We start from the raw sequence: 25,733 nt of genomic DNA, 5'->3' as shown, positions 1-25,733 counted from the left end.
AGGAAAATAATAAATATAGTGTTTGTTATTCTTTTATTTCATATGAGATGCACGCGATTCCCTGTGGCGAGGGAGCTTGGTCCCTCGCCACAGGAGTACTTCAACTGGTCAGCGAGTCCTTGTAGGCAAACAACGCTGGTGCCCCGCCGGTATGCAGGAAAATGATCGGGCCATCGTTGAACCGTTGACGACCGATGCCATCCAGCAACCCGGCCATGGCCTTACCGGTGTAAACCGGGTCCAGCAGCAACCCTTCCTGACTCGCCACCAGCTTCACCGCCGCCAGCGTCCCGGCATTCGGCTCGCCATACCGCGGGCCAAAATATTCGTCCCACAGTTCGATCTTGAAACCCGCCGGCAGGCTCACGCCCAGCAACTCGGCAGTGCGCTCGGCCAGGCCCTGGACTTTCGGGCGCTGATCTTCATCGCTACGGGAAACCGTGACACCAATCACTGGCAAATCCGGCAGTACTTCACTCAGTGCCAGCGCCAGACCACTGTGGGTCCCGGCACTGCCCGAGGCCAGGACCACGGCGGCAAATTGCAGGCCGGTGTCCTTGATCTGTGCGGCCAGTTCCAGCCCGGCGCGCACATAACCCAAAGCGCCCAGCGCATTGGAGCCACCAATTGGCACCAGATACGGTTTCTTGCCGTTATTGCGTAAACGGTCGGCCAAGGCTTGCAGTTGCTCGTCGGCATTGTCGAGGTTTTCCACCAGCTCGACCTTGGCATCGAACAGGTCGAGCAGCAGCCGATTGCCGTTGCCCAGGTAGTTGGCGTCGTCGGTGCCCAATGGATTTTCCAGCAGCGCGACGCAGCCCAGGCCAAGCTTGGCCGCAATGGCGGCAGTCTGGCGCACGTGGTTGGACTGAAGCGCACCCGCGGTGATCAACGTGTCGGCGCCCTGGGCCAAGGCATCGGCCGCCAGGTATTCGAGTTTGCGCAGCTTGTTGCCGCCCATGGCCAGCGGTGTCAGGTCATCGCGTTTGACGTACAGATCACGGCCGAGCCAGGTCGACAGCCGTTCGAGTTTTTCAAGCGCGGTAGGGTGGCCGAGGAGGTCGAGGCGGTTAAAGCGGGCAAGCTGTTGTTTGATCATGGGTCCGTACTGGCCAAGGAAGATGTCAGGACTATAGGCACGGCTATATGCATGGGCAACCGTCAATCGCTTATAGCCAAAAGAACTGAACACAGCACAATTGGTTCTTAATTCGGCCTCCAGACCTTGCCGTAAAGTAATCGCCGACAACGCGGCCAGATACTCCGGCCGCCCGTGAGGAGTTTTTACCGTGAGCGAGCGTTCCAGCCATTGGCAATTGCAGACCATCGTCAGTCAACTGCGTACTGCGCGGGACCAGTGGCGCGCACAAAACGGCCGAGTCAGCGGCGAGCAGGGCGGTCGCGAATTGCCTTCCCGGGCCGCCATGGCGGAGATACTGGAAGCGCTGTGCGGTGCCTTGTTTCCGATGCGTCTGGGACCGGTGGATTTGCGTGAGGAGAGTGAAGACTTCTACGTCGGGCACACGCTGGACGTCGCGTTGAACGCGTTGCTGGCGCAGGCACGACTCGAACTGCGTTACGCCGCTCGTCACAGCGCCGAAGCTGACACCGAAGTGGAGGCCAAGACTATTGCGATCATTCAGGATTTCGCCCTCGCGTTGCCGGGGCTGCGCAGCTTGCTGGACACCGATGTGCTGGCGGCCTATCACGGTGACCCGGCAGCTCGTAGCGTCGATGAAGTGCTGTTGTGCTATCCCGGGATTCTGGCGGTAATCCACCATCGCCTGGCGCACCATTTGTACCGCTCGGGGCTGCCGCTGCTGGCGCGGATCAGCGCAGAAATCGCCCACTCGGCCACCGGTATCGACATCCATCCTGGGGCGCAGATCGGTCGCAGCTTCTTTATTGATCACGGGACGGGTGTGGTGATCGGCGAGACGGCGATCATTGGTGAACGCGTGCGGATTTATCAAGCCGTGACGTTGGGCGCCAAGCGCTTCCCGTCGGATGAGGACGGCCAGTTGCAAAAGGGCCATCCGCGGCATCCGATCGTTGAAGATGATGTGGTGATCTATGCCGGCGCGACGATTCTGGGGCGGATCACCATTGGCAAGGGCTCGACCATTGGCGGCAACGTCTGGCTGACCCGTAGCGTACCGCCGGGGTGCAACCTGACGCAGGCGAATTTGCAGCATGATGACGGGACGCAGAAGTAAGCTTCGAAATTTCAGCTGATTGCACCGGCCTCATCGCGAGCAGGCTCGCTCCCACAGTGGATAGGTGTTGGACCACAGATTTTTGAACGACACATTTCCCTGTGGGAGCGAGCCTGCTCGCGAATGGATTTCAAGGCGAACGGTAATCATGGCAAATAGCTAATTTCCCGCTGAACGAATCCCCCAAATCCCACGTCATACCCATCCTTGAGCTAGCGTACAGAACGTACCGCCGAGCCCTGCGATTAGTCCTTAGCACCCTATTCATGTTTAACTTGAACGCTCATTCAAGTTAAACCGCCGGTTTGCTGCCCGTTCACAACAGGAGGCTTGCCTTGCCGAGTCCGTTATTGATTGCCCTGTTTCACCCCCTTGAGGTGCACCTTTCATGAGTGCATCGTCCCTCCCTCCAAGCGGCCAGGTCCGCATGAATCCGCCGGTGTTTTATTTCGCGGCGACCTTCATTCTGCTGTTCGGCATCGTCGTCATTGCCATGCCTGAACAGGCCGGCGCCTGGCTGCTGGAAGCGCAAAACTGGGCGGCCAATACGGTCGGCTGGTATTACATGCTCGCGATGACGCTGTATCTGGTCTTCGTGGTGGTCACCGCCTTGTCTGGCTACGGCAAGATCAAGCTCGGTGCCGACCACGACGAGCCCGAATTCAGTTACCTGTCCTGGGCCGGCATGCTGTTCGCCGCCGGGATCAGCATCACGCTGTTCTTCTTTTGCGTGTCCGAACCGCTCACTCACTTGGCCCAACCACCGCAAGGCGAGGCCGGCACGGCGGATGCGGCGCGTCAGGCGATGCAGATTCTGTTTCTGCACTGGGGCCTGCACGGCTGGGGCGTGTTCGCCTTTGTCGGCATGGCGCTGGCCTACTTCGCCTACCGCCACAACCTGCCGCTGGCCTTGCGTTCGGCGCTTTATCCGCTGATTGGCAAGCGCATCAACGGCCCGATCGGTTACGCCGTGGACGGCTTCGGCATCATCGCCACGGTGTTCGGCCTCGGCGCCGACATGGGCTTTGGCGTGTTGCACCTCAACTCGGGCCTGGACTACCTGTTCGGCATCGCTCACACCCAGTGGATTCAGGTCGGCCTGATCACGTTGATGATGGGCGCGGCGATCATCGTCGCGGTGTCCGGCGTCGATAAAGGCGTGCGGGTGATGTCCGACATCAACATGCTGCTGGCCTGTGCGCTGTTGCTGTTCGTGTTGTTCGCCGGTCCTACGCAGCATTTGCTCAACACCCTGATCCAGAACATCGGCGACTACCTCGGCGCGTTGCCGATGAAGAGTTTCGACCTGTACGCCTACGACAAACCCAGCGACTGGCTGGGGGGCTGGACCGTGTTCTATTGGGCCTGGTGGATTGCGTGGTCGCCGTTCGTGGGCCTGTTCATCGCCCGGATCTCCCGTGGCCGTACCATTCGCGAATTCGTCTTCGGCGTGTTGCTGATTCCGCTCGGTTTCACCCTGGCGTGGATGTCGATCTTCGGCAACAGTGCCATCGACCAGGTCCTGAACCACGGCATGACCGCACTCGGCATGTCGGCCGTCGACAATCCGTCGATGACCCTCTACCTGCTGCTGGAAACCTACCCGTGGAGCAAAACCGTCATCGCGGTGACGGTGTTCATCAGCTTCGTGTTCTTCGTCACCTCGGCCGACTCCGGCACCGTGGTGCTGTCGACGCTCTCCGCCAAGGGCGGCAACCCGGATGAAGACGGACCGAAATGGCTGCGAGTGTTCTGGGGCGCGATGACCGCGCTGGTGACCAGTGCGTTGCTGTTCTCCGGCAGCATCGATGCGCTGAAGTCAGCGGTGGTGCTGACGTCGTTGCCGTTCTCGATGATCTTGCTGCTGATGATGTGGGGGCTGCACAAGGCGTTCTTTCTGGAGTCGCAGAAGCAGATCGCGCAGCTGCATTCCCTGGCGCCGGTGTCCGGCTCGCGGAGGGGCGGTTGGCGTCAGCGCTTGACCCAGGCCGTGCATTTCCCGTCTCGCGATGAGGTCTATCGCTTCCTCGACACCACGGTGCGCCCGGCGATCGAAGAAGTGAGCGCCGTGTTCGTCGAGAAAGGATTGAACGTGGTCACTCAGCCCGACCCGGCCAACGACAACGTCAGCCTGGAAATCGGACACGGCGAAGAGCATCCGTTTATCTATCAGGTGCAGATGCGTGGCTACTTCACGCCATCGTTTGCCCGTGGTGGCATGGGTTCCAAGGAACTCAACAACCGCCGTTATTACCGGGCCGAAGTGCATTTGAGCGAGGGCAGCCAGGACTACGATCTGGTGGGTTACACCAAGGAGCAGATCATCAACGACATCCTTGATCAGTACGAACGGCATTTGCAGTTCTTGCACTTGGTGCGTTGAACGTAGTGGCGGTGCTGTTCACGTTTCGGTGGTCAACACCATGAACAGCACCAGCGCCGCCACCGGTACACCGAACACGGCGCTGCCAACGACCAGTTCCGTGCTCAACGGCTGGCCGGCATTGACCATGCCGACCGCGCCGTTGATCAGTGTCAGGGCCAGCCACAGGACCACAAAACTGTAGGTCAGGGTCTCGCGGCTGAAGCCGATTTTCTCGCCGATGAACAGCATCAACGCCAGCAGGATCAGGCCGAAGGTGATGATGATCGTGGTGTGCATGATGCATTCCGTCCTTTAGATGTGTGCTGCCCGCGAAGGCGTCTGGCCTGCCTGCAAACCAGCTTAAACCAATCCACCATTCACCCGCAGAATCTGCCCATTGACCCAAGCCGAATCCGGCCCGACCAGAAACGACACCACACGAGCAATGTCCTCCGGCTGACCGAGACGCTCCAGCGGAGGCATCTTGGCGAAGGTCTGGATCTGCTCTTCGCTCTTGCCGTGCAAAAACAATTCGGTCGCTACCGGCCCGGGGGCGACTGCGTTGACGGTGATGTTGCGCCCGCGCATTTCTTTGGCGAATACCTGGGTCAGGGATTCCACGGCCGCTTTGCTGGCGATGTACACCGCGTACCCCGGCAGGTTGAGCCCGACGGTGCTGCTGGAAAAGTTGACGATCCGCCCGCCGCTGTTCAGACGCGTCGCCGCCTCACGCAAGGTGTTGAAGGTGCCGCGCGCATGGATGTTGAAGGTCTGGTCGAACAGTTCGTCTGTGTGTTGCGCCAGCGGCATCACTTTGAGAATGCCGGCGTTGTTGATCAGCACATCGACCTTGCCCAGCTGCGTTTCGGTCTCGTCGAACATCCGGCGTACGTCGTCGGCATTGGCCACATCGGCCTTGATCGCTATGGCTTGATGGCCAGCCTGACGCAACTCCACCACCCGTTTTGAGGCTTCGATGGCGCTGCTGGCGTAGTTGATGGCGACGGCGAACCCTTCGCTGGCCAGTTGTCTGGCGATCACGGCACCGATGCCACGGGAGGCGCCGGTCACGAGGGCAACTTTCGAAGTTTGAGTAGTCATGGCGAACCTTTGAAGGTGTTTGTTGGGGTGAAGCCAGATTCACATGTTTACCGAAGCCGATAAATGCACGAGAGTTGCCTTGACTGTTCAATAATCGCCAACAATCGAGGAGCAGGAGCCGAGCGTGGATCAAGTCAAAGCAATGAAGGTTTTCGTGCGGATCTACGAGCGCAGCAGCTTCACGCTGGCCGCCGAGGACCTGAATCTGCCACGGGCGACGCTGACCCATACGCTGAATCAGTTTGAAGCGTGGCTCGGTACGCGCTTGTTGGAACGCAGCACCCGCAGAGTGCGTCCGACGCTGGACGGCGAGGCCTACTATCAGCGTTGTGTGCACTTGCTGGCGGAACTTGAAGAAGCCGAACTGGCGTTTCGCGGTTGCGCACCCAAAGGCCGCTTGCGCGTCGACTTGCATGGCACCCTGGCCAGGCATTTTGTGATCCCGGCATTGCCACAATTCATGGAGCGTTACCCGGACATCGAGTTGTCCATCAGCGAAGCCGACCGTTTTGTCGACCTGATCGCTGAAGGCGTCGACTGCGTGCTGCGCGCCGGCACCTTGAGTGATTCGGCGCTGATCGGAAAACGTATCGCCAGCCTGCGCCAGATCACCTGCGCCAGCCCCGCCTACCTGCGTCAATACGGTGAACCGAAAAGCCTTGAAGACCTGAAACACCATCGCGCGGTGAACTACGTCTCGCGCACCACCGCCAAGTTGTTCCCCTTCGATTTCATGGTCGATGGCGAGCTGAAAGAAGTCGCTATCGAAGGCGCGGTTTCAGTGTTCGGCGCGGAAATCTACGCGGCGTCGGCAATTGCCGGGCTCGGCCTGATCCAGTGTCCGCATTACCGTATGGAGGCGCAGATTTCCCAAGGCCTGGTGCAAGAAGTCCTCATCGACACGCCGCCACCGTCAATGCCGGTTTCGGTGCTGTACCCCCAAAACCGACACATGTCCCCACGGGTTCGGGTGTTTGTGGATTGGTTGGGGGAGCTGTTTACGGGCGCTGTTTGACCTTGCTGTTCTTGATCGTTCCCACGCTCCGCGTCGGAACGATCATCTGTGAAACGTTTCAGCTTTTTCTCGAGTCCGAGGTTTATCGGCGTTTGTCTGGGCGTATGCTGGGCAACTTGCGAAGCAGTCGATACCAACTTCAAGACAGACAAGAGAGGATTCGATGACTTACACCGCTGCCGAAAACCGCTACGACTCTATCCCTTACCGCCGCGTAGGCCGCAGCGGTCTGGTGCTGCCGGCGCTGTCCCTGGGGCTGTGGCACAACTTCGGTGACAGCACGCCGATCGACACTCAGCGCTCGCTGTTGCGCACCGCCTTCGACCTGGGCATCAACCACTTCGACCTGGCCAACAACTATGGCCCGCCGTATGGCAGCGCCGAGATCAACTTCGGTCGTTTGCTGCGTGAAGACTTCAAGCAGTACCGCGACGAGTTGATCATTTCAAGCAAGGCCGGTTGGGACATGTGGCCCGGCCCTTATGGCCAGGGCGGCGGTTCACGTAAATACGTGCTGGCCAGCCTCGACCAGAGCCTGCAACGCCTGGGCCTGGACTACGTGGACATCTTCTATTCCCATCGCTTCGACCCGGACACGCCGCTGGAAGAAACTGCCAGTGCGTTGGCCACCGCCGTGCAGCAGGGCAAGGCGCTGTACATCGGCATCTCGTCCTATTCCGGGGTGAAAACCCGTGAGATGGCGGCGCTGCTGAAAGAGTGGAAAGTACCGTTGCTGATTCACCAACCAGCCTACAACCTGCTCAATCGCTGGGTTGAAAAGGATCTGCTGGACGTCACCGACGAACTCGGCACTGGCGTGATTGCGTTCACGCCATTGGCGCAGGGCTTGTTGACCGACAAGTACCTCAATGGCATTCCGAAGGATGCGCGGGTCAATCGCCCGGGCGGTGGTTCTTTGCAGGAATCTCATCTGTCCGAAGCCAACATCGCCCACGTGCGCGGGCTCAACGAAATCGCCAAGCGTCGCGGTCAGAGCCTGGCACAACTGGCGTTGGCATGGACGCTGCGCGATCCGCGCGTGACCTCGGCACTGATCGGTGCGAGCCGGCCGGAGCAGATTATCGAGAACGTCGCAGCGTTGGAGAATTTGAGTTTCAGCGCGGAAGAACTGGCGGAAATTGACCGGTTTGCCCAGGAAGGCGGGATCAATCTTTGGGAGAAACCTTCGACGGCTGAATAAGTGTTCGGCGGCGGGTCTTCCTGAGCCTGTTCGTGCCTCTTCGCGAGCAGGCTCGCTCCCACAGGGGCCGTGCCTGACACAAATCCGCTGTGGGAGCGAGCCTGCTCGCGATGGGGCCAGAACAGGCAGTAAAGAACTCAGGGCTCACCGAAAGAAAGGCACATCCCCCAACACCGTCGCCCGCTGCATCACCCGCCGCGCCGGCCGGTAGTCATCCACGGCGTAATGCTGTGTCACGCGGTTATCCCAGAACGCCACGTCATCTTTCTGCCAACGCCAGCGAATCGTAAATTCCGGCCGCGTTGCGTGAGCAAACAGAAATTTCAAAATCGCTTCGCTCTCGGCGTCCGACAGCTCATTGATCTTCGACGTGAAGCCTTCATTGACGAACAACGAGCGGCGCCCGCTCACCGGGTGTGTGCGGATCACCGGGTGCGACAGCGGCGGATTCTTTCTGCGTGCTTCTTCCCACTGGGCCAGTGCTTCAGGCGTGTTGCCATAACGTTCCTGGGGGAACGAGCGGGTGAAATCGTGAGTGGCCGTCAGGCCTTCGAGCAAACTTTTCATCGGCGCGGACAACGCTTCATACGCCGCAATGCCACTGGCCCACAGCGTGTCGCCACCAAATTCAGGCAACAGCTTGGCACTCAGCACCGCGCCCATGGCCGGGGTGGGCAGGAAGGTCACGTCGGTGTGCCAGATTGCGTTGTCGCGCACGTCGGTGACGGCGGTATCGAGGATCAGCACTTCGGGCTGTTCCGGCACATTCGGGTAGATCGGATGGATGTGCAGATCGCCAAAATTCGCAGCGAATCGCGCCTGCTGTTGCGGCGTGATCGGCTGGTCGCGGAAGAACAGCACTTGATGCTTGAGCAGCGCTTGCTCGATGGCGTCGCGCTGTTCCTGATTCAGTGGCTGGCTGACGTCGATGCCGCTGATTTGGGCGCCGAGGGCCGAGCTGAGGGGGACGATGGTCAGGTTGCTCATGGTGATTCTCTTTAATCCGGGGTGCCGAGCTTTTGTAGGAGTGAGCCTGCTCGCGATAGCGGAGAGTCAGACGACAGGGTGGTGGCTGATACACCGCCATCGCGAGCAGGCTCGCTCCCACATTAAGATCCCAAAAAACTCAGTGGGCCTGGCCGTGCCACGGCACCAGTTTGCGTTGCAGGGCGCGCAGGCCCATTTCCATGGCAAACGCGATCAAGGCAATCACCAGAATTCCCAGCACCACCACATCGGTGACCAGGAATTGCGCGGCCGACTGCACCATAAAACCCAAACCGCTGGTGGCGGCGATCAATTCGGCGGCAACCAGCGTCGACCAACCCACACCGAGGCCGATGCGCACGCCAGTCAAAATATCCGGCAAGGCGCTCGGCAGAATCACATGGCGAATCAATTGCGCCCGGGTCGCACCCAGCGACTGCGCGGCGCGCAGTTTGGCCGGGTCAACCGTGCGCACGCCAGTTGCAGTGGCGATGGCAATCGGGGCGAAAATCGCCAGGTAGATCAGCAAGACTTTCGACAGCTCACCGATGCCGCACCAGATCACGATCAGCGGCAGGTAAGCCAGCGGTGGAATCGGCCGGTAGAATTCGATCAACGGATCGAGCACGCCGCGGGCGATGCGGTTATGGCCGATGGCGATGCCGATGGGCACGGCGGTCAGCACCGCGAAACCAAGGCCCAGACCGATACGGCTGAGACTGGCCCCCAAGTGCTGCCACAACGTTGAATCCATGTAGCCGCTGGTCACCAGCAGCCAGCCCTTTTGCAGCACGGCGGACGGTGGTGGCAGGAACAGCGGTTCGATCATCCCTGTGGCGGTGACGGCCCACCAAATGACAACCAGCGCCACCAGCGTCAGCACGCTGATCCACCGAGTGCTGAGGCTGCGACGTGACGGGATGTCCGTGGAACCCGGTTTAACCGCGACGGCGGGAATTTGATAGCTGCTCATGCGCGCTCCTGCCGCTGGGCGGTGCTGCGTTGGGAGAACACTTTGGCGAGTACGTGTTCGCGAGTTTCGATGAAGCGCGGGTCGGACTTGATCGAGCGAGCGGACTCACCGGCCGCATACCGCTGACCGAAATCCAGGCTCAGGCGCTCGACGATTTGTCCCGGATCAGGCGCCAGCAGAATCAGGTCCGTGGCGAGGAACACCGCTTCTTCGATGTCGTGGGTAATCAGGAAAACCGGTTTGGCGGTGCGCTGCCAGACTTGCAGCAGCAGCTCCTGCATCTGTTCGCGGGTGAAGGCGTCGAGGGCGCCGAAGGGTTCGTCCATCAGCAAAACGCGCGGGTCGGCGGCCAGCGCGCGGGCCAGGCCGACACGTTGCTTCTGGCCACCCGAGAGCTGCCAGATGCGGCGACTTTCGAAGCCGGAAAGGTCCACCAGTGCGAGCATTTCCTGAGCGCGCAGTTCACGTTTTTCCCGCGCAATGCCGGCCAGCTCCAGGCCAAAACCGACGTTGGCCAGCACATTCTGCCAGGGCAGCAAGGCGTCGTCCTGAAACACCACGCCGCGTTCGGCGCTCGGGCCTTTGACCGGCACGCCGTCAAGGGTGATGCGCCCGGCGCTGGGTTCGACGAAACCGGCAATCAAGTTCAACAGCGAAGTCTTGCCACTGCCGGACGGGCCGAGGGCTACCAGCAACTGCTGGGGGCCCAGGCTCAGGGAAATATCCGCCAGTACCGGTTCGGCGGCGCCGGGGTACTGTGCGCTGATGCGCTCCAGCTGTAGCAAAGCCATCGCAGTTAACTCCCGATCAGTTGGTGATGTACTTGGCGCTGACGTAAGGGGCGTAGTCCGGCAGCACGGCCTCGACCTTGCCTTGTTCCTTGAGGAAGGCGGCGGTGTCGGTAATGGCCTTGGTGGTCGGTGCGCCGAGGGTGATCACTTGGTCAGCCGCCAGCGGGAAGACGTTGCCTTGCAGCAACAACGGAATGTCGCTGGCCTTGGCGCCCGACAGTTTGACAAGCTTGTCCACGTTGCTTTGATTGGCCAGCCAGGCTTTCGGGTCTTTGCGGTAATCGGCGTAGGCGTCGAGGGTCACTTTGGCGAACGCAGTGACGATTTCCGGGTGCTTCTCGGCGAAGTCCTTACGCACGATCCAGGCATCGAAAGTCGGAGCGCCGAACTTGGCCAGCTCGCCGGAGGTAATCAGCACTTTGCCGTTTTCCTTGGCGACTCCGAGGGCTGGGTCCCACACGTAAGTGGCGTCGATATCACCGCGTTTCCACGCAGCGATGATGGCGGGCGGAGCGAGGTTGAGCACGGTGACCTTCGACGGATCGATGTTCCAGTGCTTGAGCGCCGCCAGCAGGCTGTAGTGGCCGGTGGAAACGAACGGCACGGCGATTTTTTTGCCGATCAGGTCTTGCGGAGTCTTGATCCCGGAGCCTTCGCGGGCGACCAGGGCTTCAGCCGCGCCGATCTGGGTGGCAATGAGGAAGGTTTCTACCGGGACTTTGCGGGTGATGGCCGCCGTCAGGGGGCTGGAACCGAGGTAGCCGATCTGCACGTCGCCGGAAGCGATGGCGGCGATGATGTCGGCGCCGTTGTCGAATTTGCGCCAGTCGATCTTGGCGTTGGTGGCTTTTTCGTAAGCGCCGTCGGCCTGGGCGACCTTTGCCGGGTCAACCGTGGTCTGGTAGGCGACGGTCACGTCAGCCGCCTGGGCAAACAAACTCGCAGCAGCCAGAGACGCGGCCGCCAAGAGGCGAAGAGAGAAATTCAGTTTCATTGAGAAGCTCCTTGTCAGGCGACCGAGAGTCGGCGTGAAAGGAGACTAAATGATCTAAGAATCCGAAAATAAATAACTTTTTCGAATGAGCTTATGAGCGGAAAATTCTAAGGGAGACCGCAGTGCGGCCTTCGCGGGCAAGCCTCGCTCCTACAGATTCGGGGTCGAGTCACAAATGGGGACCGACACAAAACTGTAGGAGCGAGGCTTGCCCGCGAAAAGGTCTGAAGGACCTTCTGATGTTAGTTGCTGATCGCCAGAATGCTCGCCTGATACGACCCGACAAACACATCGAAATCGCCGACTTCGTTCTGCTCCAGCGCCACCTGCTCTGCCAGCGAGGAGCGTGCGCGTTCTTCAAACTTCGCCTGATCTTCGCTATTCAACGGCTCGCTGCGGAAAAACTCCGCATGCGCCTGGCTCTGGCGCAGGGAGAACTGGGCAAAGCTCTCCTTGTGTTCTGCCATGGCCGCCAGCACTTGTGCTGAAGGTGTGCGCGACGAATCCTTGACCTTCTCCATCTGCACGTCCAACGCCTTGCTGTGGGCATCGCCGCCATGGCTTTGATCAAGCAGCGCCGCGAGCGGAGCTATTTTTTCCAACAATTCGCCGGCCCATTCCTTCAGGTCGACCGGTTGACCGTCACGCTGCAGTTGCAGGCCCGGACGACGACCTTCCTTGACCACGCTGAGGAAGTTCGAGGTCGCGTTGCCGCACGAAGTATTGGTCAGCAGCGGGCTGTCGTTCAGCGCGCAATACAGCAGGAACGCGTCGAGGAAGCGCGACTCTGGCAAATCGATGCCCATCGGCAGGAACGGATTGATGTCCAGGCAACGCACTTCGACGTACTGAATGCCGCGGGCCACCAGCGCCTGGATCGGCCGTTCGCCGGTGTAGGTCACGCGCTTCGGGCGGATGTTGGAGTAGTACTCGTTTTCGATCTGCAGGATGTTGGTGTTGAGCTGAACCCACTCACCGTCCTGATGCGTACCGATTTCGACATACGGTGCATACGGCGTGGCGACCGCTTTGCGCAGGCTGTCGGTGTAGCTGGCCAGATCGTTGTAGCACGGCGTCAAGCCGGCCTGGGCGTTGCTCTGGTAACCCAGGTCACTCATGCGCAGGCTGGTGGCGTATGGCAGGTACAAGGTGTCCGGGTCCAGTTGCTCCAACTGGTGCGAACGACCGCGCAGGAAACCGGCGTCCAGCGCAGGGGAGGCGCCGAACAGGTACATCAGTAGCCAGCTGTAGCGGCGGAAGTTGCGGATCAGCGCAATGTAGGCTGACGACTGATAGTCGCGGTCGGTGCCGACAAAGCCTTCAGCCTCTTTAAGCAGTGGCCAGAGCTTTTCCGGCAGGGAAAAGTTGTAGTGAATCCCGGCGATGCACTGCATGGTCTTGCCGTAACGCAGGGCCAGGCCCTTGCGGTAGACGTACTTGAGCTGACCGATGTTGGACGTGCCGTAATAGGCGATCGGGATGTCTTCCTCGGCCGGCAACGGGCACGGCATCGATGGACTCCACAGAAACTCGTTGCCGAGCTTGCTGTAGGCAAAACGGTGAATCTTGTCCAGGCTCGCCAGCGTATCGGCTGGGTCTGGCAGGGCCGGGGTAATGAATTCCAGCAGCGACTCGGAATAGTCGGTGGTGATTTGTTCATTGGTCAGCGCGGAACCCAATGCTTCCGGGTGCGGCGTTTGCGCCAGGCGACCTTCGCCGGTCACGCGCAGGCATTCACGTTCGATGCCGTGAAGGCACTGTTCGAGCAGAGAGAGGTTAGCGCGCTCGCCAAGCAGAGCCAGGCGGCGGTTGAGAAGTTCGCTCAAGTTGGATTCCTTCACGCGTCAGTCGCCCCAATATGGGGGTGGGCAAGACGGTCTACAAGGGTGAAGTTGAAACTGGCGTTTTCGCCTGGTTTTTGGACCGTACACGGCTGCTGACAGCAGCCAAGGAATTCCCTGTGGGAGCGAGCCTGCTCGCGAAGAGGGCGTGTCAGTCAACATTGATGTTGTCTGATACATCGCCTTCGCGAGCAGGCTCGCTCCCACAGGAAACTTCGGCGCTGCAGTCACAGCGCCGAAATTAACTCAAATCGATGACTTCTAGCTACAGGACAGCGAACGTGCCTTGTGCTTTTGCGACGAGTTTGTCGCCTTGCATCACGTCGGCTTCGACCACCAGCGTGCGCCGGCCCGGGTGAATCACCCGCGCCGTGCACATTACTTCACCGTCGGAAACGGCGCGAATGTAGTTGATCTTGCACTCGATGGTCGCGCTCTGCTGGTCAAAGCCGTGGGTGCTGGAACAGGCCAGCCCCATGGCAATGTCCACCAGACTGAACAAGGCCCCGCCGTGCAGCTTGCCGCCGCGATTGCGCAGCTCTGGCGCAAGCCCCAGGGCGACTTGCGCCACCCCGGCTTCCAGACTGTGCAAGCGACATCCCAGCAGCTTGAAAAAAGCGCTTTCGGTCAGCCCGGCAGGGATCTCCATCAGCGTTTCTTCAACTGCTTGGCGTTGGCAAACAACGATGCCATGGCGTTGTTGGCCGGGGCCGCCGCCGTGGTTTCCTTACGCGGTGCGTTGTTCTGGGACTGGCGTGGCGCCGACCCCGGACGTGCACCACGAGCGCCGTCGATTTTCTCGCCCGGGGTGTCGCTCATGCGCATCGACAGACCCACGCGTTTACGCGGGATATCGACTTCCATGACCTTCACTTTCACCACGTCTCCGGCCTTTACCGCTTCGCGCGGATCCTTGATGAACTTCTCCGAAAGCGCAGAGATGTGCACCAAACCGTCCTGATGCACGCCGATGTCGACGAACGCGCCGAAGTTGGTCACGTTGGTGACGACGCCTTCGAGGATCATCCCCAGTTGCAGATCCTTGAGGTCTTCGACGCCTTCCTGGAACTCGGCGGTCTTGAACTCCGGACGCGGGTCACGGCCCGGTTTTTCCAGCTCTTGCAGAATGTCGGTGACCGTTGGCAGACCAAAGGTTTCGTCGGTGTACTTCTTCGGGTCGAGACGCTTGAGGAAACTCGCGTCGCCGATCAACGAGCGAATGTCACGGTCGGTCTCAGCGGCAATGCGCTGCACCAGCGGATAGGCTTCCGGGTGAACCGCCGACGAATCCAGCGGATTGTCGCCGTTCATGACGCGCAGGAAACCGGCCGCCTGTTCGAAGGTTTTCTCGCCCAGACGAGCGACTTTCTTCAACGCCGCACGGGTTTTGAACGCGCCGTGCTCGTCGCGGTGGCTGACGATGTTCTGCGCCAGGGTCGCGTTGAGGCCGGAGATGCGGGCGAGCAGCGCCACGGAGGCGGTGTTGACGTCCACGCCCACGGCGTTCACGCAGTCCTCGACCACGGCATCCAGGCCACGCGCCAGTTTCAGCTGCGACACGTCGTGCTGGTACTGGCCGACGCCGATGGATTTCGGATCGATCTTCACCAGTTCGGCCAGCGGATCCTGCAAGCGGCGGGCAATCGACACGGCGCCACGGATCGACACGTCGAGGTCCGGGAATTCCTTGGAAGCCAGTTCCGACGCCGAGTAAACCGATGCACCGGCCTCGGAGACCATGACCTTGGTCATCTTCATCGCTGGGTATTTTTTGATCAGCTCAGCGGCGAGCTTGTCGGTTTCACGGCTGGCGGTGCCGTTGCCAATGGCGATCAGGTCCACGGCATGCTTGGCGCACAGGGCTGCCAGAATCGCGATGGTCTGGTCCCATTTGTTGTGCGGCACGTGCGGGTACACCGTGGCGTGATCCAGCAGCTTGCCGGTGGAATCGACCACGGCGACCTTGCAACCGGTGCGCAGGCCCGGGTCGAGGCCCAGGGTGGCACGCGGGCCGGCCGGGGCCGACAGCAGCAAGTCGTGCAGGTTGTGGGCGAACACGTTGATCGCTTCGGTTTCCGCGCCATCGCGCAACTCGCCGAGCAAATCGGTTTCGAGGTGGGTGTAGAGCTTGACCTTCCAGGTCCAGCGCACCACTTCGCCCAGCCATTTGTCGGCGGCGCGGTTCTGGTTCTGGATGCCGAATTGCTGGCCGATCATGCCTTCGCACGGGTGCATGGTGCCCGGCAGCTCGTCGCCGACTTTCAGCGCCGAACTCAGGATGCCTTCGTTGCGGCCACGGAAAATCGCCAGCGCGCGGTGCGACGGCATGCTTTTCAGCGGTTCGTCGTGTTCGAAGTAGTCGCGGAACTTGGCGCCTTCCTCTTCCTTGCCGGCGATGACGCGGGCACTGAGGGTCGCTTCCTGCTTGAGGTAGCTGCGCAGCTTGTCCAGGAGGCCGGCGTCTTCGGCGAAGCGTTCCATCAGGATGTATTTGGCGCCTTCGAGGGCCGCCTTCACATCGGCCACGCCTTTTTCGGCGTCAACGAAGCGTGCGGCTTCGGCGTCTGGCGTCAGGGTCGGGTCGTTGAACAGGCCGTCGGCCAGCTCGCCGAGGCCGGCTTCCAGGGCGATCTGGCCCTTGGTGCGGCGCTTCTGCTTGTACGGCAAGTACAAGTCTTCCAGGCGGGTCTTGGTGTCGGCGAGTTTGATGTCGCGTTCGAGTTGCGGGGTCAGCTTGCCTTGCTCCTGAATGCTGGCAAGGATGCTGATACGCCGTTCGTCGAGTTCTCGCAGGTAGCGCAGACGCTCTTCCAGATGACGCAACTGGATGTCATCGAGGCTGCCGGTCACTTCTTTCCGGTAACGGGCGATGAAGGGAACGGTAGAGCCTTCATCGAGTAGCGCGACGGCCGCTTCGACCTGTTGTGGGCGTACACCGAGTTCCTCGGCGATGCGGCTGTTGATGCTGTCCATAAAACCACCTGACAAATTGTGAAAGCAGGCTCGCAGGCGCAGGGATAAAGGCTCGGCGAGTCTGGTTGAGCGGCCTGGCGTGCGCCGCTACCTGGATCAACAGGTATCCCGTTGACCCGTGAAATCGAACAATGACTGCCGGCGCCATGAAAATAAAAAGCGGCCACCTGCAGCCATGATCAGACGTTGCCTGACACAAAAGGCCGCGCATTATAACCAGCGTTCTATCATTCAGGGGCATCGCAGGCATTAGCGCGAGGGCCGGATTTCTGGCAGTGAAGGAAAAATCTGCTAACAATGCACACGGTGCGTATAACGGCAGCTACGCCATAATGCGCGCCGAGATCAAAGGAGCATCCAATGAGCAGCACTGCAAACAATGCTGAAGGCGAAAAAATTCTTATTGTTGACGACGATCCAGGGCTGAGCAGCCTGCTGGAACGCTTTTTCGTCAGCAAGGGCTACCGCGCCCGCGCCGTGCCGAACACCGAACAAATGGATCGCCTGCTGGCGCGTGAAGTGTTCAACCTGGTCGTCCTCGACCTGATGCTGCCCGGCGAAGACGGTCTGACCGCCTGCCGCCGGCTGCGCACGGCGAACAATCAGATCCCGATCATCATGCTGACCGCCAAGGGCGATGAGCTGAGCCGCATCAAGGGCCTGGAACTGGGCGCCGACGATTACCTGGCCAAGCCCTTCAACCCGGATGAGCTGATGGCCCGTGTCAAAGCGGTCCTGCGCCGTCAGTCGACACCTGTGCCGGGCGCACCGGGCAGCGAAGACGAAAGCGTGACCTTCGGTGACTACGAACTGTCCCTGGCCACCCGCGAACTCAAGCGCGGTGACGAAGTGCACATGCTGACCACCGGTGAATTCGCGGTGCTCAAGGCCTTGGTCATGAACGCGCGTCAGCCACTGACTCGCGACAAGCTGATGAACCTGGCTCGTGGCCGTGAATGGGATGCGCTGGAGCGTTCCATCGACGTGCAGATTTCCCGTCTGCGCCGGATGATCGAGCCTGACCCATCCAAACCGCGTTACATCCAGACGGTCTGGGGCGTGGGCTACGTGTTCGTTCCGGATGGCGCCGCCACCAAGTGATCGGCGATTTGTAGGAGCGGGTCTTGCGGACAATCGTCCGCAGACTCGCGATCCGCAATATGCGAGCATCGCTCGCTCCTGCAAGTGTGTAGCGGTTATTCATGAAAACCCCCGTTTGGTTCCCCCAGAGTTTCTTCTCCCGCACCCTGTGGCTGGTGCTGATCGTCGTCCTGTTTTCCAAGGCACTGACCCTGGTTTATCTGTTGATGAACGAAGACGTGCTGGTGGACCGCCAATACAGCCACGGTGTCGCCCTGACGCTGCGCGCTTATTGGGCCGCTGATGAAAAGAACCGAGAGAAAATCGCTGATGCTGCCACCCTGATCCGGGTCGTGGGCGCGGGTGTGCCGGAAGGCGAGCAACATTGGCCTTACAGCGAGATCTATCAGCGGCAGATGCAGGCTGAGTTGGGTGCCGACACCGAAGTTCGATTACGCATGCACTCACCGCCGGCCCTGTGGGTTCGGGCACCTAGCCTGGGCGATGGCTGGCTGAAAGTGCCGCTGTATCCGCATCCGTTGCGCGGCCAGAAAATCTGGAACGTGCTCGGCTGGTTCCTTGCTATCGGCTTGCTGTCCACCGCCTCGGCGTGGATCTTCGTCAGCCAGCTCAATCAACCCTTGAAACGTCTGGTGTATGCCGCACGGCAACTCGGCCAGGGGCGCAGCGTGCGCCTGCCGATCAGTGACACGCCGAGCGAGATGACCGAGGTGTATCGCGCCTTCAACCAGATGGCTGAAGACGTCGAGCAGGCCGGTCGCGAGCGCGAGCTGATGCTGGCCGGGGTGTCACACGACCTGCGTACACCGCTGACCCGTTTGCGCTTGTCCCTGGAATTGATGGGCGACCACAACGACCTCACCGACGCGATGGTGCGTGACATCGAAGACATGGACGCGATCCTCGACCAGTTCCTCGCGTTTATCCGCGATGGTCGTGACGAGTCTGTCGAGGAAGTGGACCTGATTGACCTGGTTCGTGAAGTCGCTGCGCCGTATAACCAGAACGAAGAAAAAGTGCGTCTGCGCCTGGAACCGATCCAGGCGTTTCCCCTGCGTAGGGTGTCGATGAAGCGGTTGCTGAACAATTTGATCGGCAACGCTTTGCACCATGCTGGCAGCGGGGTTGAGGTGGCGGCTTATGTCTCCGGTGATACCAGCGCGCCGTATGTGGTGCTGAGCGTCATGGACCGTGGGGCAGGGATCGATCCGTCGGAACTGGAGGCGATCTTCAACCCGTTCACTCGGGGTGATCGTGCCAGGGGCGGGAAGGGGACAGGACTTGGACTGGCCATCGTGAAGCGGATCGCTTCGATGCATGGCGGGAATGTCGAGTTGCGCAATCGGCCGGGTGGCGGGCTTGAAGCTCGGGTGCGGTTGCCGCTTGGGCTTATGTTGCCGCGGGATGCGGTTTAACAGCTGACTACTCCGATCATTCCCACGCTCTGTGTGGGAATGCAGCCCTGAACGCTCGGCGTCCCAGCAACAGCCGAACGCGGAGCGTCCGTTAGAGCATTCCCACGCAGAGCGTGGGAATGCCCAGTGGGTCAGCCCTTGCCTTTGGTGCGCGTCATATTCGGCCCGCCATTCTTCTCAAGATGCTCGATGATGATCCCCGCCACATTCTTCCCGGTGGTGGTCTCGATCCCTTCCAGCCCTGGCGACGAGTTCACTTCCATCACCAGCGGCCCGTGATTGGAACGCAGGATATCCACGCCCGCCACCGCCAGCCCCATGACCTTGGCCGCCCGCAACGCGGTCATGCGTTCTTCCGGGGTGATCTTGATCAGGCTGGCACTGCCACCGCGATGCAGGTTGGAGCGGAACTCCCCAGGCTTGGCCTGGCGCTTCATCGCCGCGATCACCTTGTCGCCCACCACGAAGCAGCGAATGTCCGCGCCCCCGGCTTCCTTGATGTATTCCTGAACCATGATGTTCTGCTTCAGGCCCATGAAGGCCTCAATCACCGACTCTGCCGCCGTCGCCGTTTCACACAACACCACACCGATGCCTTGCGTACCTTCCAGCACCTTGATCACCAGCGGTGCGCCGTTGACCATGTCGATCAGGTCGGGAATATCATCCGGTGAGTGCGCAAACCCGGTCACCGGCAAGCCGATGCCGCGGCGCGAGAGCAATTGCAGTGACCGTAGTTTGTCCCGCGAACGGGCGATGGCCACCGATTCATTGAGCGGGAAAACCCCCATCATTTCGAACTGACGCAACACCGCGCAGCCATAAAACGTCACAGACGCACCGATCCGCGGGATCACCGCGTCGAAACCTTCCAGCGGCTTGCCGCGGTAATGGATCTGCGGTTTGTGGCTGGCAATGTTCATATAGGCGCGCAGGGTGTCGATCACCACCATTTCATGTCCACGCTCGGTACCGGCTTCGACCAGACGACGAGTGGAATACAGACGCGGGTTCCGCGACAGCACAGCGATCTTCATGCAACACCTGTGGAAGAGGTAGATACCGGGAACACCGGCTTGTCTTGTACATATTTAATGCCCGGATTGACCACCAGTTGGCCGTCGATCAGGGCTTTGGAGCCGAGGAGCAGGCGATAACGCATGGACTTGCGGCAGGCGAGGGTGAATTCGACCCGCCATACCCGATCACCCAGGGCCAGTGTGGTGCTGACCACGTAACGCATCTGAGCGTGACCGTTGGAGCTTTTGATGGTTTTGCGCGTCACCAGTGGCGCCTCGCAGCGTCGATGGCGCAACTGCACCACCGTGCCCAGGTGCGCGGTGAAGCGCACCCAGCTTTCACCGTCGCGCTCGAACGGCTCGATGTCGGTCGCATGCAGGCTTGAGGTGCTGGCGCCGGTGTCGATTTTTGCGCGCAGGCCCGCGACTCCCAGATCCGGGAGCGCCACCCACTCGCGCAGACCGATAACGGTCAAATGGTCAAATGTCTTCAATAGGAAAAAACCGGCGATTAACGCGTCCAGGCCTCAGGTGCTACCTGGGCCAACGCTTTGAATGCAGGCTTGGCGAACCAGTAACCCTGCATCAGAAATATTCCACAGTCCGCCAGGAAATCCCGTTCTCCGGCGCTTTCGATGCCTTCGGCGATGACTGTAACGTTCAACTCCGCACACATTGTGACAACCCCTCGGACGATCGCCTGACGAACACGGTCGCGATCGACATCGCGGATCAGTGCCATGTCGAGTTTGATCAGGTCCGGTTGGAAATCAGCCAGCAGATTGAGCCCCGAGTAGCCCGCGCCGAAATCGTCGATGGCGGTCTTGAAGCCGAATTCGCGGTATTCACGCAGAATATTAGTCAAATGGCGATAGTTATCTACGTGCTCGCTTTCCAGGGTTTCGAAAATCAGCCGGTTGATGGGGAAGTTGTGTGTTTTCGCGGCTTCCAGAGTGGTGCGGATGCACAGCTCCGGGCGGTACACGGCGTTGGGCATGAAGTTGATGGACAAGTGTGTCTGCATGTTTAGATTGGCCGCTCCTGCAATGGCGCGGGTCCGGCAGAGTTGGTCGAAGCGGTAGCGATTTTCCTCGGTGACCTGGTCGAGCACCGACAGTGCGCCTTCCCCGGCAATGCCACGCACCAACGCTTCGTGAGCAAAAACTGATCGGTCGCGCAGATCGACGATCGGTTGGTAGGCAAAAGAAAAATCGAAGCCCAGCGGCTCGCTTTGCTGGCAGCCCTGGCAACCGCCCTGCGGCGAGGTCAATGAAGACGGGAATATAGTCACTCGATCACTCCATGCCGGAACGCCGGCCAAGATCACAGTCTATCTGGGGGGCCGAGTTCTTGCGCCCGACAGAAACGGTAGTACAGTTCCGACTATGGGCTGAAAGAGGAATTCCAGTGGCACAAAAAAACGAAGAGGACGACAAGGTCCGTCTCGATAAGTGGTTGTGGGCCGCGCGTTTTTATAAAACACGTGCCTTGGCCAAGGCGGCAATTGAAAGCGGCAAGGTGCATTGCCGGGGTGAGCGCTGCAAACCGGGCAAGGAGCCGAGGGTGGGCGACGAGTTTCAGATTCGTGTGGGGTTCGAGGAACGCACGGTGGTGGTTCAGGCGCTATCGATTGTGCGCCGTGGCGCGCCAGAGGCTCAGACGTTGTATGCGGAAACCGATGCCAGCATCGCCAAGCGCGAAGCGGCTGCGGCCATGCGCAAGGCGGGCGCGTTGGGCATGAGCACCGATGGCAAGCCAAGCAAGAAACAGCGGCGGGATTTGTTCAAGTTTCGTGGGAGCAGTAACGACGAGTGAGGTAGATGCTTCCGTGTCGTCTGGGCTGAAGTCTTCGCGGGCAAGTCACGCTCCCACAGGTATAGCGCAGAACTTTGTGGGAGTGAGCCTGCTCGCGATCGAGTGCGCAGCACTCGCCGGCAGCACCACAAAATCAGGCCCTAAGCACCACACTCATCCGCGAAACTCCCCACATCGAATGGGCGCAGACTTGCAATCGCCCAGATGCGTAGCCATATCGGGTTGCTGGCCAGCGGCGCATTCAGCAGATGAAACAGCCACTCGTCGAAAATCACACACAGCATCTGACCCGTAGGCCATAACCAAAAGGCCAGCACCGCCAGAGGCACGGAATTGCACAGAGCCAACCGGCGCAGGTTCCACCTTGCTTGGAACAAACCCGGATTGTTCATAAAATGCCTCCCATGGCTGAACGTCGCGCACCAAAGTGGTGCTGCAAAGGCGCAATTTTCACGATTTGTAACCATTTTGTCATTACTTCAGAACCCAGACCTATGACCGATCTACCGGATACCGACTACACCCAACGCTTCATCTTCGATGACAGCGACACCCGCGGCGAGCTGGTTTCGTTGGAACGGAGTTACGCTGAAGTCCTCGCCAAACACCCGTATCCGGAGCCGGTCGCGCAACTGCTCGGCGAACTGATGGCGGCTGCGTCGTTGCTGGTCGGCACGTTGAAGTTCGATGGCTTGCTGATTCTTCAGGCCCGTTCAGACGGTCCGATTCCGCTACTGATGATCGAGTGCTCCAGCGAGCGTGAAATCCGTGGCCTGGCCCGTTACGAAGCCGACCGGATTGCCCCCGACGCGACCCTCGCCGACCTGATGCCCAATGGCGTGCTGGCACTGACCGTCGATCCCACTCAGGGTCAGCGTTACCAAGGCATTGTCGACCTGGATGGCGAAACCCTGTCGGAGTGCTTCACCAACTACTTCGTCATGTCGCAACAGGTTGGCACCCGGTTCTGGCTGTACGCCGATGGCCGTCGCGCCCGCGGCATGTTGTTGCAGCAACTGCCTGCCGACCGCTTGAAAGACCAGGAAGAACGCGAGGACAGTTGGCAGCACATCACCGCGCTGGGCAACACCCTGACCGCCGACGAATTGCTGAGCCTGGACAACGAAACCGTGCTTCATCGCCTCTACCATGAAGAACAGGTGCGCCTGTTCGATGTGCAGAGATTGCGTTTCCGTTGCAGCTGCTCGCGAGAACGTTCGGCCAATGCTCTGGTCAGTTTGGGCATGGAAGACGCGCAGGCGCTGGTCATCGAGCACGGCGGCAACATCGAGATCGATTGCCAGTTCTGCAACCAGCGCTACCTGTTTGACGCGGCCGATATCACCCAATTGTTCGCCGGTGCGGGTGTTGAGACACCGTCAGATACCCGGCACTAAAACGGTTCAGCGCAGGTAAATTCACTGGATAGCGCCGGAATAACGCCGTTCTGACGGGAGGGCCCTACTATTTTTGGGCGTTTCTGGCATAATCCGGCCCACTTTTTGTCGCGGTAGTAGTGCACGACTTTCTACTACAAAACGTTTGGAGCACACTCGGCCACTGGCCGACGGGGAATCTCATGACGCAAGCCAATAACGCCGTGTACACCGATCTGAGTGTTGATGATCTGGTAAAAGAAGCTCTGAATCGCGGTGAAGGCGAGCTTGCCGACACTGGCGCACTGGTTGTTCGCACCGGTCACCGTACCGGCCGCTCGCCAGTCGACCGTTTCATCGTTGAAGAGCCGTCCACTCAGGCCGCCATTGCGTGGGGCCCGATCAACCGCAAGTTCCCGGCCGACAAGTTCGATGCCCTGTGGGACCGCGTCGAGGCCTTCAACAACGCGCAAGAACATTTCGTTTCCCACGTCCATGTAGGTTCGGCTGAAGAGCACTACTTGGCCGTGAAAATGACCACTCAGACGGCTTGGCAGAACCTGTTCGGTCGTTGCCTGTTCATCAACCCGGCTCAGTACAACCCGGCCGGTCGTGAAGAGTGGCAAGTTCTGAACGTCGCCAACTTCGAGTGCGTTCCAGAGCGTGACGGCACCAACTCCGACGGCTGCGTGATCATTAACTTCGCCCAGAAGAAAGTGCTGCTCGCCGGCATGCGTTACGCCGGTGAAATGAAGAAAGCCATGTTCTCGGTGCAGAACTTCCTGCTGCCGGCCGCCGACGTGCTGCCAATGCACTGCGCGGCCAACATCGGTGAAGCGGGCGACGTGACCCTGTTCTTCGGCCTGTCGGGCACTGGTAAAACCACTCTGTCCGCCGACGAGAGCCGTTACCTGATCGGTGACGACGAACACGGCTGGGGCGAAGGCGTTGTCTTCAACATCGAAGGCGGCTGCTACGCCAAGTGCATCGACTTGTCCGAGAAGAACGAGCCGGTCATCTGGAAAGCCATCAAGCACGGCGCCGTCCTGGAAAACGTCGTCATCGATGACGCCAAGCACGCCGACTACGCCGACGTCAGCCTGACCCAGAACAGCCGCGCCGCTTACCCGCTGGAGCACGTTGCCAAGCGTTCCGAGAAGAACCTCGGTGGCGAGCCAAACGCTGTGATCTTCCTGACCTGCGACCTGACCGGCGTACTGCCGCCAGTGTCGATCCTCAGCGAAGAACAAGCGGCCTACCACTTCCTGTCCGGCTACACCGCACTGGTGGGCTCGACCGAAATGGGTTCCGGCAGCGGCATCAAGTCGACCTTCTCCACCTGCTTCGGCGCACCGTTCTTCCCGCGTCCGGCCGGCGAATACGCAGAACTGCTGATCAAGCGCATCCGCGGCTTCGGCTCCAAGGTTTACCTGGTCAACACCGGCTGGACCGGCGGCGGCTACGGCGTTGGCAAACGCTTCAACATCCCGACCACTCGTGGCGTGATTGCAGCGATCCAGAGCGGCGCGTTGATCGGTGCAGAAACCGAGCACCTCGACACCATCAACCTGGACGTGCCGTTGGCAGTGCCGGGCGTTGAGACTGGCCTGTTGAACCCACGTAACACCTGGGCTGACAAGGCTGCTTATGATGAAGCGGCCAAGGCGTTGGCTGGGTTGTTTGTTGAGAACTTCAAGAAGTTTGAAGTGAGCGACGCGATCAAGGCTGCGGGTCCTAAGCTGTAAGGCTTGGATTTAGCAGATGAAAAAGCCGCCCTTTGAGGGCGGCTTTTTTGTGGGCGTTTGATTTCACCATCCAACTCACAACTGCCAATATTCCAGCTGTGTTGGCGCTAAACGACCAGAATAATGGCACTTATGTGTTGGGCTCGATGCCTTCCAGTTCCTGTGTATCCCACCGTTGCACCTTGACCGCTTGGTAAAGCATGCCGATGGTCAGCGGGATTTTGTCACCGCGACCCTTTGCCTTTCGCTTGAGATGCACATCAAACCCTTCGGGCTGAAAGTAGCGATAGGCGTCGTAGTCATCGAGGTCGATCCCGAACTGTTGTTCCAGCGATTCCATCAAATGCCGCGCATCAGCGCCATTGCAGCCCAGGTCGAAGTTGATCGAGGTGGTGAGGCTGATGGTTTTGCGTTCGGGCAGGCCGAGCTCTTCGTGCAACAGCTGCATGAGCAGGTGCATGACTTGGTCGTCGGGGAAGTTGGGGGAGAGGTTCATTGCGGGGGTGTCCGGTTGGGCTTGGATGGATCTTATTGATCGGCAGGCTTGTGGGGAAGGGCGGGAGCGGGTTGTGACGGTTTGTCTTGTTGGTATTTGGCGAGCGCTTCTTCTCGCGTAGGCAGTGGTTTGTCGAGGTCTGCCGGTGATGTGTCGAAACCAGCGAGATGCAGACTGGCCAGGTAATTAGAGCGGCACACCTTTTCGTAGTGCGCTTGTTTGTGTTTGAACGTTAATTCAGACATCACGATTGTCTCAGGCGTTGAAGGCTTGATCGAATGCAGCCCGGGACGCTCTGCGTCCCAAGAG

23 protein-coding genes and 2 pseudogenes are annotated in these 25,733 nt (G+C 60.0%); 9 read left to right on the top strand and 16 right to left on the bottom strand.

All coding sequences use genetic code 11. From position 1 onward, the window contains the following. Positions 1 to 100: 100 nt before the first annotated feature. On the bottom strand, positions 101 to 1,099 hold the full coding sequence (locus BLU63_RS08730; protein WP_010464800.1) for a D-cysteine desulfhydrase: 999 nt from the start codon (positions 1,097 to 1,099) through the stop codon (positions 101 to 103). Between the two features lie 190 nt (positions 1,100 to 1,289). Between BLU63_RS08730 and epsC the strand changes: the two genes are divergently transcribed. Both epsC and betT read left to right on the top strand, forming a co-directional pair. Then, positions 1,290 to 2,216 carry a serine O-acetyltransferase EpsC gene (gene epsC, locus BLU63_RS08725; protein WP_010464798.1) on the top strand — a complete coding sequence of 309 codons (927 nt, stop codon included), beginning with the start codon at positions 1,290 to 1,292 and terminating at the stop codon, positions 2,214 to 2,216. Positions 2,217 to 2,643: 427 nt separating this feature from the next. Then, complete coding sequence (gene betT, locus BLU63_RS08720) at positions 2,644 to 4,599, top strand: choline transporter BetT (protein ID WP_167362289.1); 1,956 nt, start codon at positions 2,644 to 2,646, stop codon at positions 4,597 to 4,599. An 18-nt stretch (positions 4,600 to 4,617) separates the two neighbouring features. On the opposite strand, the gene BLU63_RS08715 is transcribed toward betT, so the two are convergent. Together BLU63_RS08715 and BLU63_RS08710 are read right to left on the bottom strand one after the other, a co-directional pair. Continuing rightward, a complete protein-coding gene (locus BLU63_RS08715; protein ID WP_083375286.1) occupies positions 4,618 to 4,878 on the bottom strand; it encodes a hypothetical protein in 261 nt (86 codons plus the stop codon). A 63-nt stretch (positions 4,879 to 4,941) separates the two neighbouring features. Then, positions 4,942 to 5,682, bottom strand: coding sequence for an SDR family oxidoreductase (locus tag BLU63_RS08710; RefSeq protein ID WP_083375285.1), 741 nt, complete (start codon positions 5,680 to 5,682; stop codon positions 4,942 to 4,944). A 124-nt stretch (positions 5,683 to 5,806) separates the two neighbouring features. Between BLU63_RS08710 and BLU63_RS08705 the strand changes: the two genes are divergently transcribed. Continuing rightward, on the top strand, positions 5,807 to 6,697 hold the full coding sequence (locus tag BLU63_RS08705; RefSeq protein ID WP_083375284.1) for a LysR family transcriptional regulator: 891 nt from the start codon (positions 5,807 to 5,809) through the stop codon (positions 6,695 to 6,697). A 163-nt stretch (positions 6,698 to 6,860) separates the two neighbouring features. Continuing rightward, entirely contained in the window at positions 6,861 to 7,898 is a 1,038-nt protein-coding gene (mgrA, locus tag BLU63_RS08700; RefSeq protein WP_083375283.1) for an L-glyceraldehyde 3-phosphate reductase, read from the top strand. Positions 7,899 to 8,042: 144 nt separating this feature from the next. On the opposite strand, the gene tauD is transcribed toward mgrA, so the two are convergent. The 7 genes from tauD to BLU63_RS08665 form a co-directional block, all read right to left on the bottom strand. Further along, positions 8,043 to 8,885, bottom strand: coding sequence for a taurine dioxygenase (gene tauD, locus BLU63_RS08695; protein ID WP_083375282.1), 843 nt, complete (start codon positions 8,883 to 8,885; stop codon positions 8,043 to 8,045). 139 nt (positions 8,886 to 9,024) lie between these two features. Next, entirely contained in the window at positions 9,025 to 9,858 is an 834-nt protein-coding gene (tauC, locus tag BLU63_RS08690) for a taurine ABC transporter permease TauC (protein ID WP_010464786.1), read from the bottom strand. Next, positions 9,855 to 10,649 (bottom strand): taurine ABC transporter ATP-binding subunit, encoded by a 795-nt coding sequence (gene tauB, locus BLU63_RS08685; RefSeq protein ID WP_083375281.1) that lies wholly within the window; start codon positions 10,647 to 10,649, stop codon positions 9,855 to 9,857. Before tauB ends, tauC begins: the two co-directional genes overlap by 4 nt. 16 nt (positions 10,650 to 10,665) lie before the next feature. Next, the gene (gene tauA, locus BLU63_RS08680) at positions 10,666 to 11,643 is read right to left on the bottom strand and encodes a taurine ABC transporter substrate-binding protein (RefSeq protein ID WP_077747498.1); all 978 of its coding nucleotides are present in this window, start codon (positions 11,641 to 11,643) and stop codon (positions 10,666 to 10,668) included. A 242-nt stretch (positions 11,644 to 11,885) separates the two neighbouring features. Then, the gene (gshA, locus tag BLU63_RS08675; RefSeq protein ID WP_010464781.1) at positions 11,886 to 13,469 is read right to left on the bottom strand and encodes a glutamate--cysteine ligase; all 1,584 of its coding nucleotides are present in this window, start codon (positions 13,467 to 13,469) and stop codon (positions 11,886 to 11,888) included. Positions 13,470 to 13,749: 280 nt separating this feature from the next. After that, entirely contained in the window at positions 13,750 to 14,133 is a 384-nt protein-coding gene (locus tag BLU63_RS08670) for a PaaI family thioesterase (RefSeq protein WP_010464779.1), read from the bottom strand. Next, entirely contained in the window at positions 14,133 to 16,457 is a 2,325-nt protein-coding gene (locus tag BLU63_RS08665; protein WP_010464777.1) for a Tex family protein, read from the bottom strand. Before BLU63_RS08665 ends, BLU63_RS08670 begins: the two co-directional genes overlap by 1 nt. 360 nt (positions 16,458 to 16,817) lie before the next feature. Between BLU63_RS08665 and ompR the strand changes: the two genes are divergently transcribed. After that, positions 16,818 to 17,558, top strand: coding sequence for an osmolarity response regulator transcription factor OmpR (ompR, locus tag BLU63_RS08660; protein ID WP_010464774.1), 741 nt, complete (start codon positions 16,818 to 16,820; stop codon positions 17,556 to 17,558). Between the two features lie 101 nt (positions 17,559 to 17,659). Then, the gene (locus tag BLU63_RS08655) at positions 17,660 to 18,973 is read left to right on the top strand and encodes an ATP-binding protein (protein WP_010464772.1); all 1,314 of its coding nucleotides are present in this window, start codon (positions 17,660 to 17,662) and stop codon (positions 18,971 to 18,973) included. Positions 18,974 to 19,104: 131 nt separating this feature from the next. Here the strand turns inward: BLU63_RS08655 and rimK are convergent, their stop codons facing one another. From rimK to rimA, 3 genes are read right to left on the bottom strand one after another with little or no spacing between them, the layout of a single operon-like run. Continuing rightward, the gene (gene rimK, locus BLU63_RS08650; protein ID WP_007949201.1) at positions 19,105 to 20,010 is read right to left on the bottom strand and encodes a 30S ribosomal protein S6--L-glutamate ligase; all 906 of its coding nucleotides are present in this window, start codon (positions 20,008 to 20,010) and stop codon (positions 19,105 to 19,107) included. Next, positions 20,007 to 20,486: a retropepsin-like aspartic endopeptidase RimB gene (rimB, locus tag BLU63_RS08645; RefSeq protein WP_010464766.1), complete on the bottom strand. Its 480-nt coding sequence runs from the start codon at positions 20,484 to 20,486 to the stop codon at positions 20,007 to 20,009. Before rimB ends, rimK begins: the two co-directional genes overlap by 4 nt. A 17-nt stretch (positions 20,487 to 20,503) precedes the next feature. Beyond that, positions 20,504 to 21,283: a S6 modification regulatory phosphodiesterase RimA gene (gene rimA, locus BLU63_RS08640; protein ID WP_010464765.1), complete on the bottom strand. Its 780-nt coding sequence runs from the start codon at positions 21,281 to 21,283 to the stop codon at positions 20,504 to 20,506. Positions 21,284 to 21,399: 116 nt separating this feature from the next. Between rimA and BLU63_RS08635 the strand changes: the two genes are divergently transcribed. Continuing rightward, a complete protein-coding gene (locus BLU63_RS08635) occupies positions 21,400 to 21,807 on the top strand; it encodes an RNA-binding S4 domain-containing protein (protein WP_077747501.1) in 408 nt (135 codons plus the stop codon). A gap of 173 nt (positions 21,808 to 21,980) precedes the next feature. Here the strand turns inward: BLU63_RS08635 and BLU63_RS08630 are convergent. Then, positions 21,981 to 22,199: pseudogene (locus BLU63_RS08630) on the bottom strand (phosphatase PAP2 family protein); the annotation flags it as partial. A gap of 102 nt (positions 22,200 to 22,301) precedes the next feature. Between BLU63_RS08630 and hslO the strand changes: the two are divergent. Then, positions 22,302 to 23,204: an Hsp33 family molecular chaperone HslO gene (gene hslO, locus BLU63_RS08625; RefSeq protein WP_083375279.1), complete on the top strand. Its 903-nt coding sequence runs from the start codon at positions 22,302 to 22,304 to the stop codon at positions 23,202 to 23,204. A gap of 182 nt (positions 23,205 to 23,386) precedes the next feature. Continuing rightward, entirely contained in the window at positions 23,387 to 24,928 is a 1,542-nt protein-coding gene (locus BLU63_RS08620) for a phosphoenolpyruvate carboxykinase (protein ID WP_077747502.1), read from the top strand. A gap of 130 nt (positions 24,929 to 25,058) precedes the next feature. Here BLU63_RS08620 and BLU63_RS08615 read toward each other — a convergent pair whose 3' ends face one another. Both BLU63_RS08615 and BLU63_RS33285 read right to left on the bottom strand, forming a co-directional pair. Continuing rightward, on the bottom strand, positions 25,059 to 25,424 hold the full coding sequence (locus BLU63_RS08615) for a DUF1493 family protein (protein ID WP_083375278.1): 366 nt from the start codon (positions 25,422 to 25,424) through the stop codon (positions 25,059 to 25,061). An 89-nt stretch (positions 25,425 to 25,513) separates the two neighbouring features. Continuing rightward, positions 25,514 to 25,669: pseudogene (locus tag BLU63_RS33285) on the bottom strand (YhfG family protein); the annotation flags it as partial. Positions 25,670 to 25,733 lie beyond the last annotated feature (64 nt).

Source organism: Pseudomonas mandelii (assembly GCF_900106065.1).
Classification (GTDB): domain Bacteria; phylum Pseudomonadota; class Gammaproteobacteria; order Pseudomonadales; family Pseudomonadaceae; genus Aquipseudomonas; species Aquipseudomonas mandelii.
Note: the sequence above shows the minus strand (reverse complement) of the source record. Positions and strands in the feature narration are given on the sequence as shown.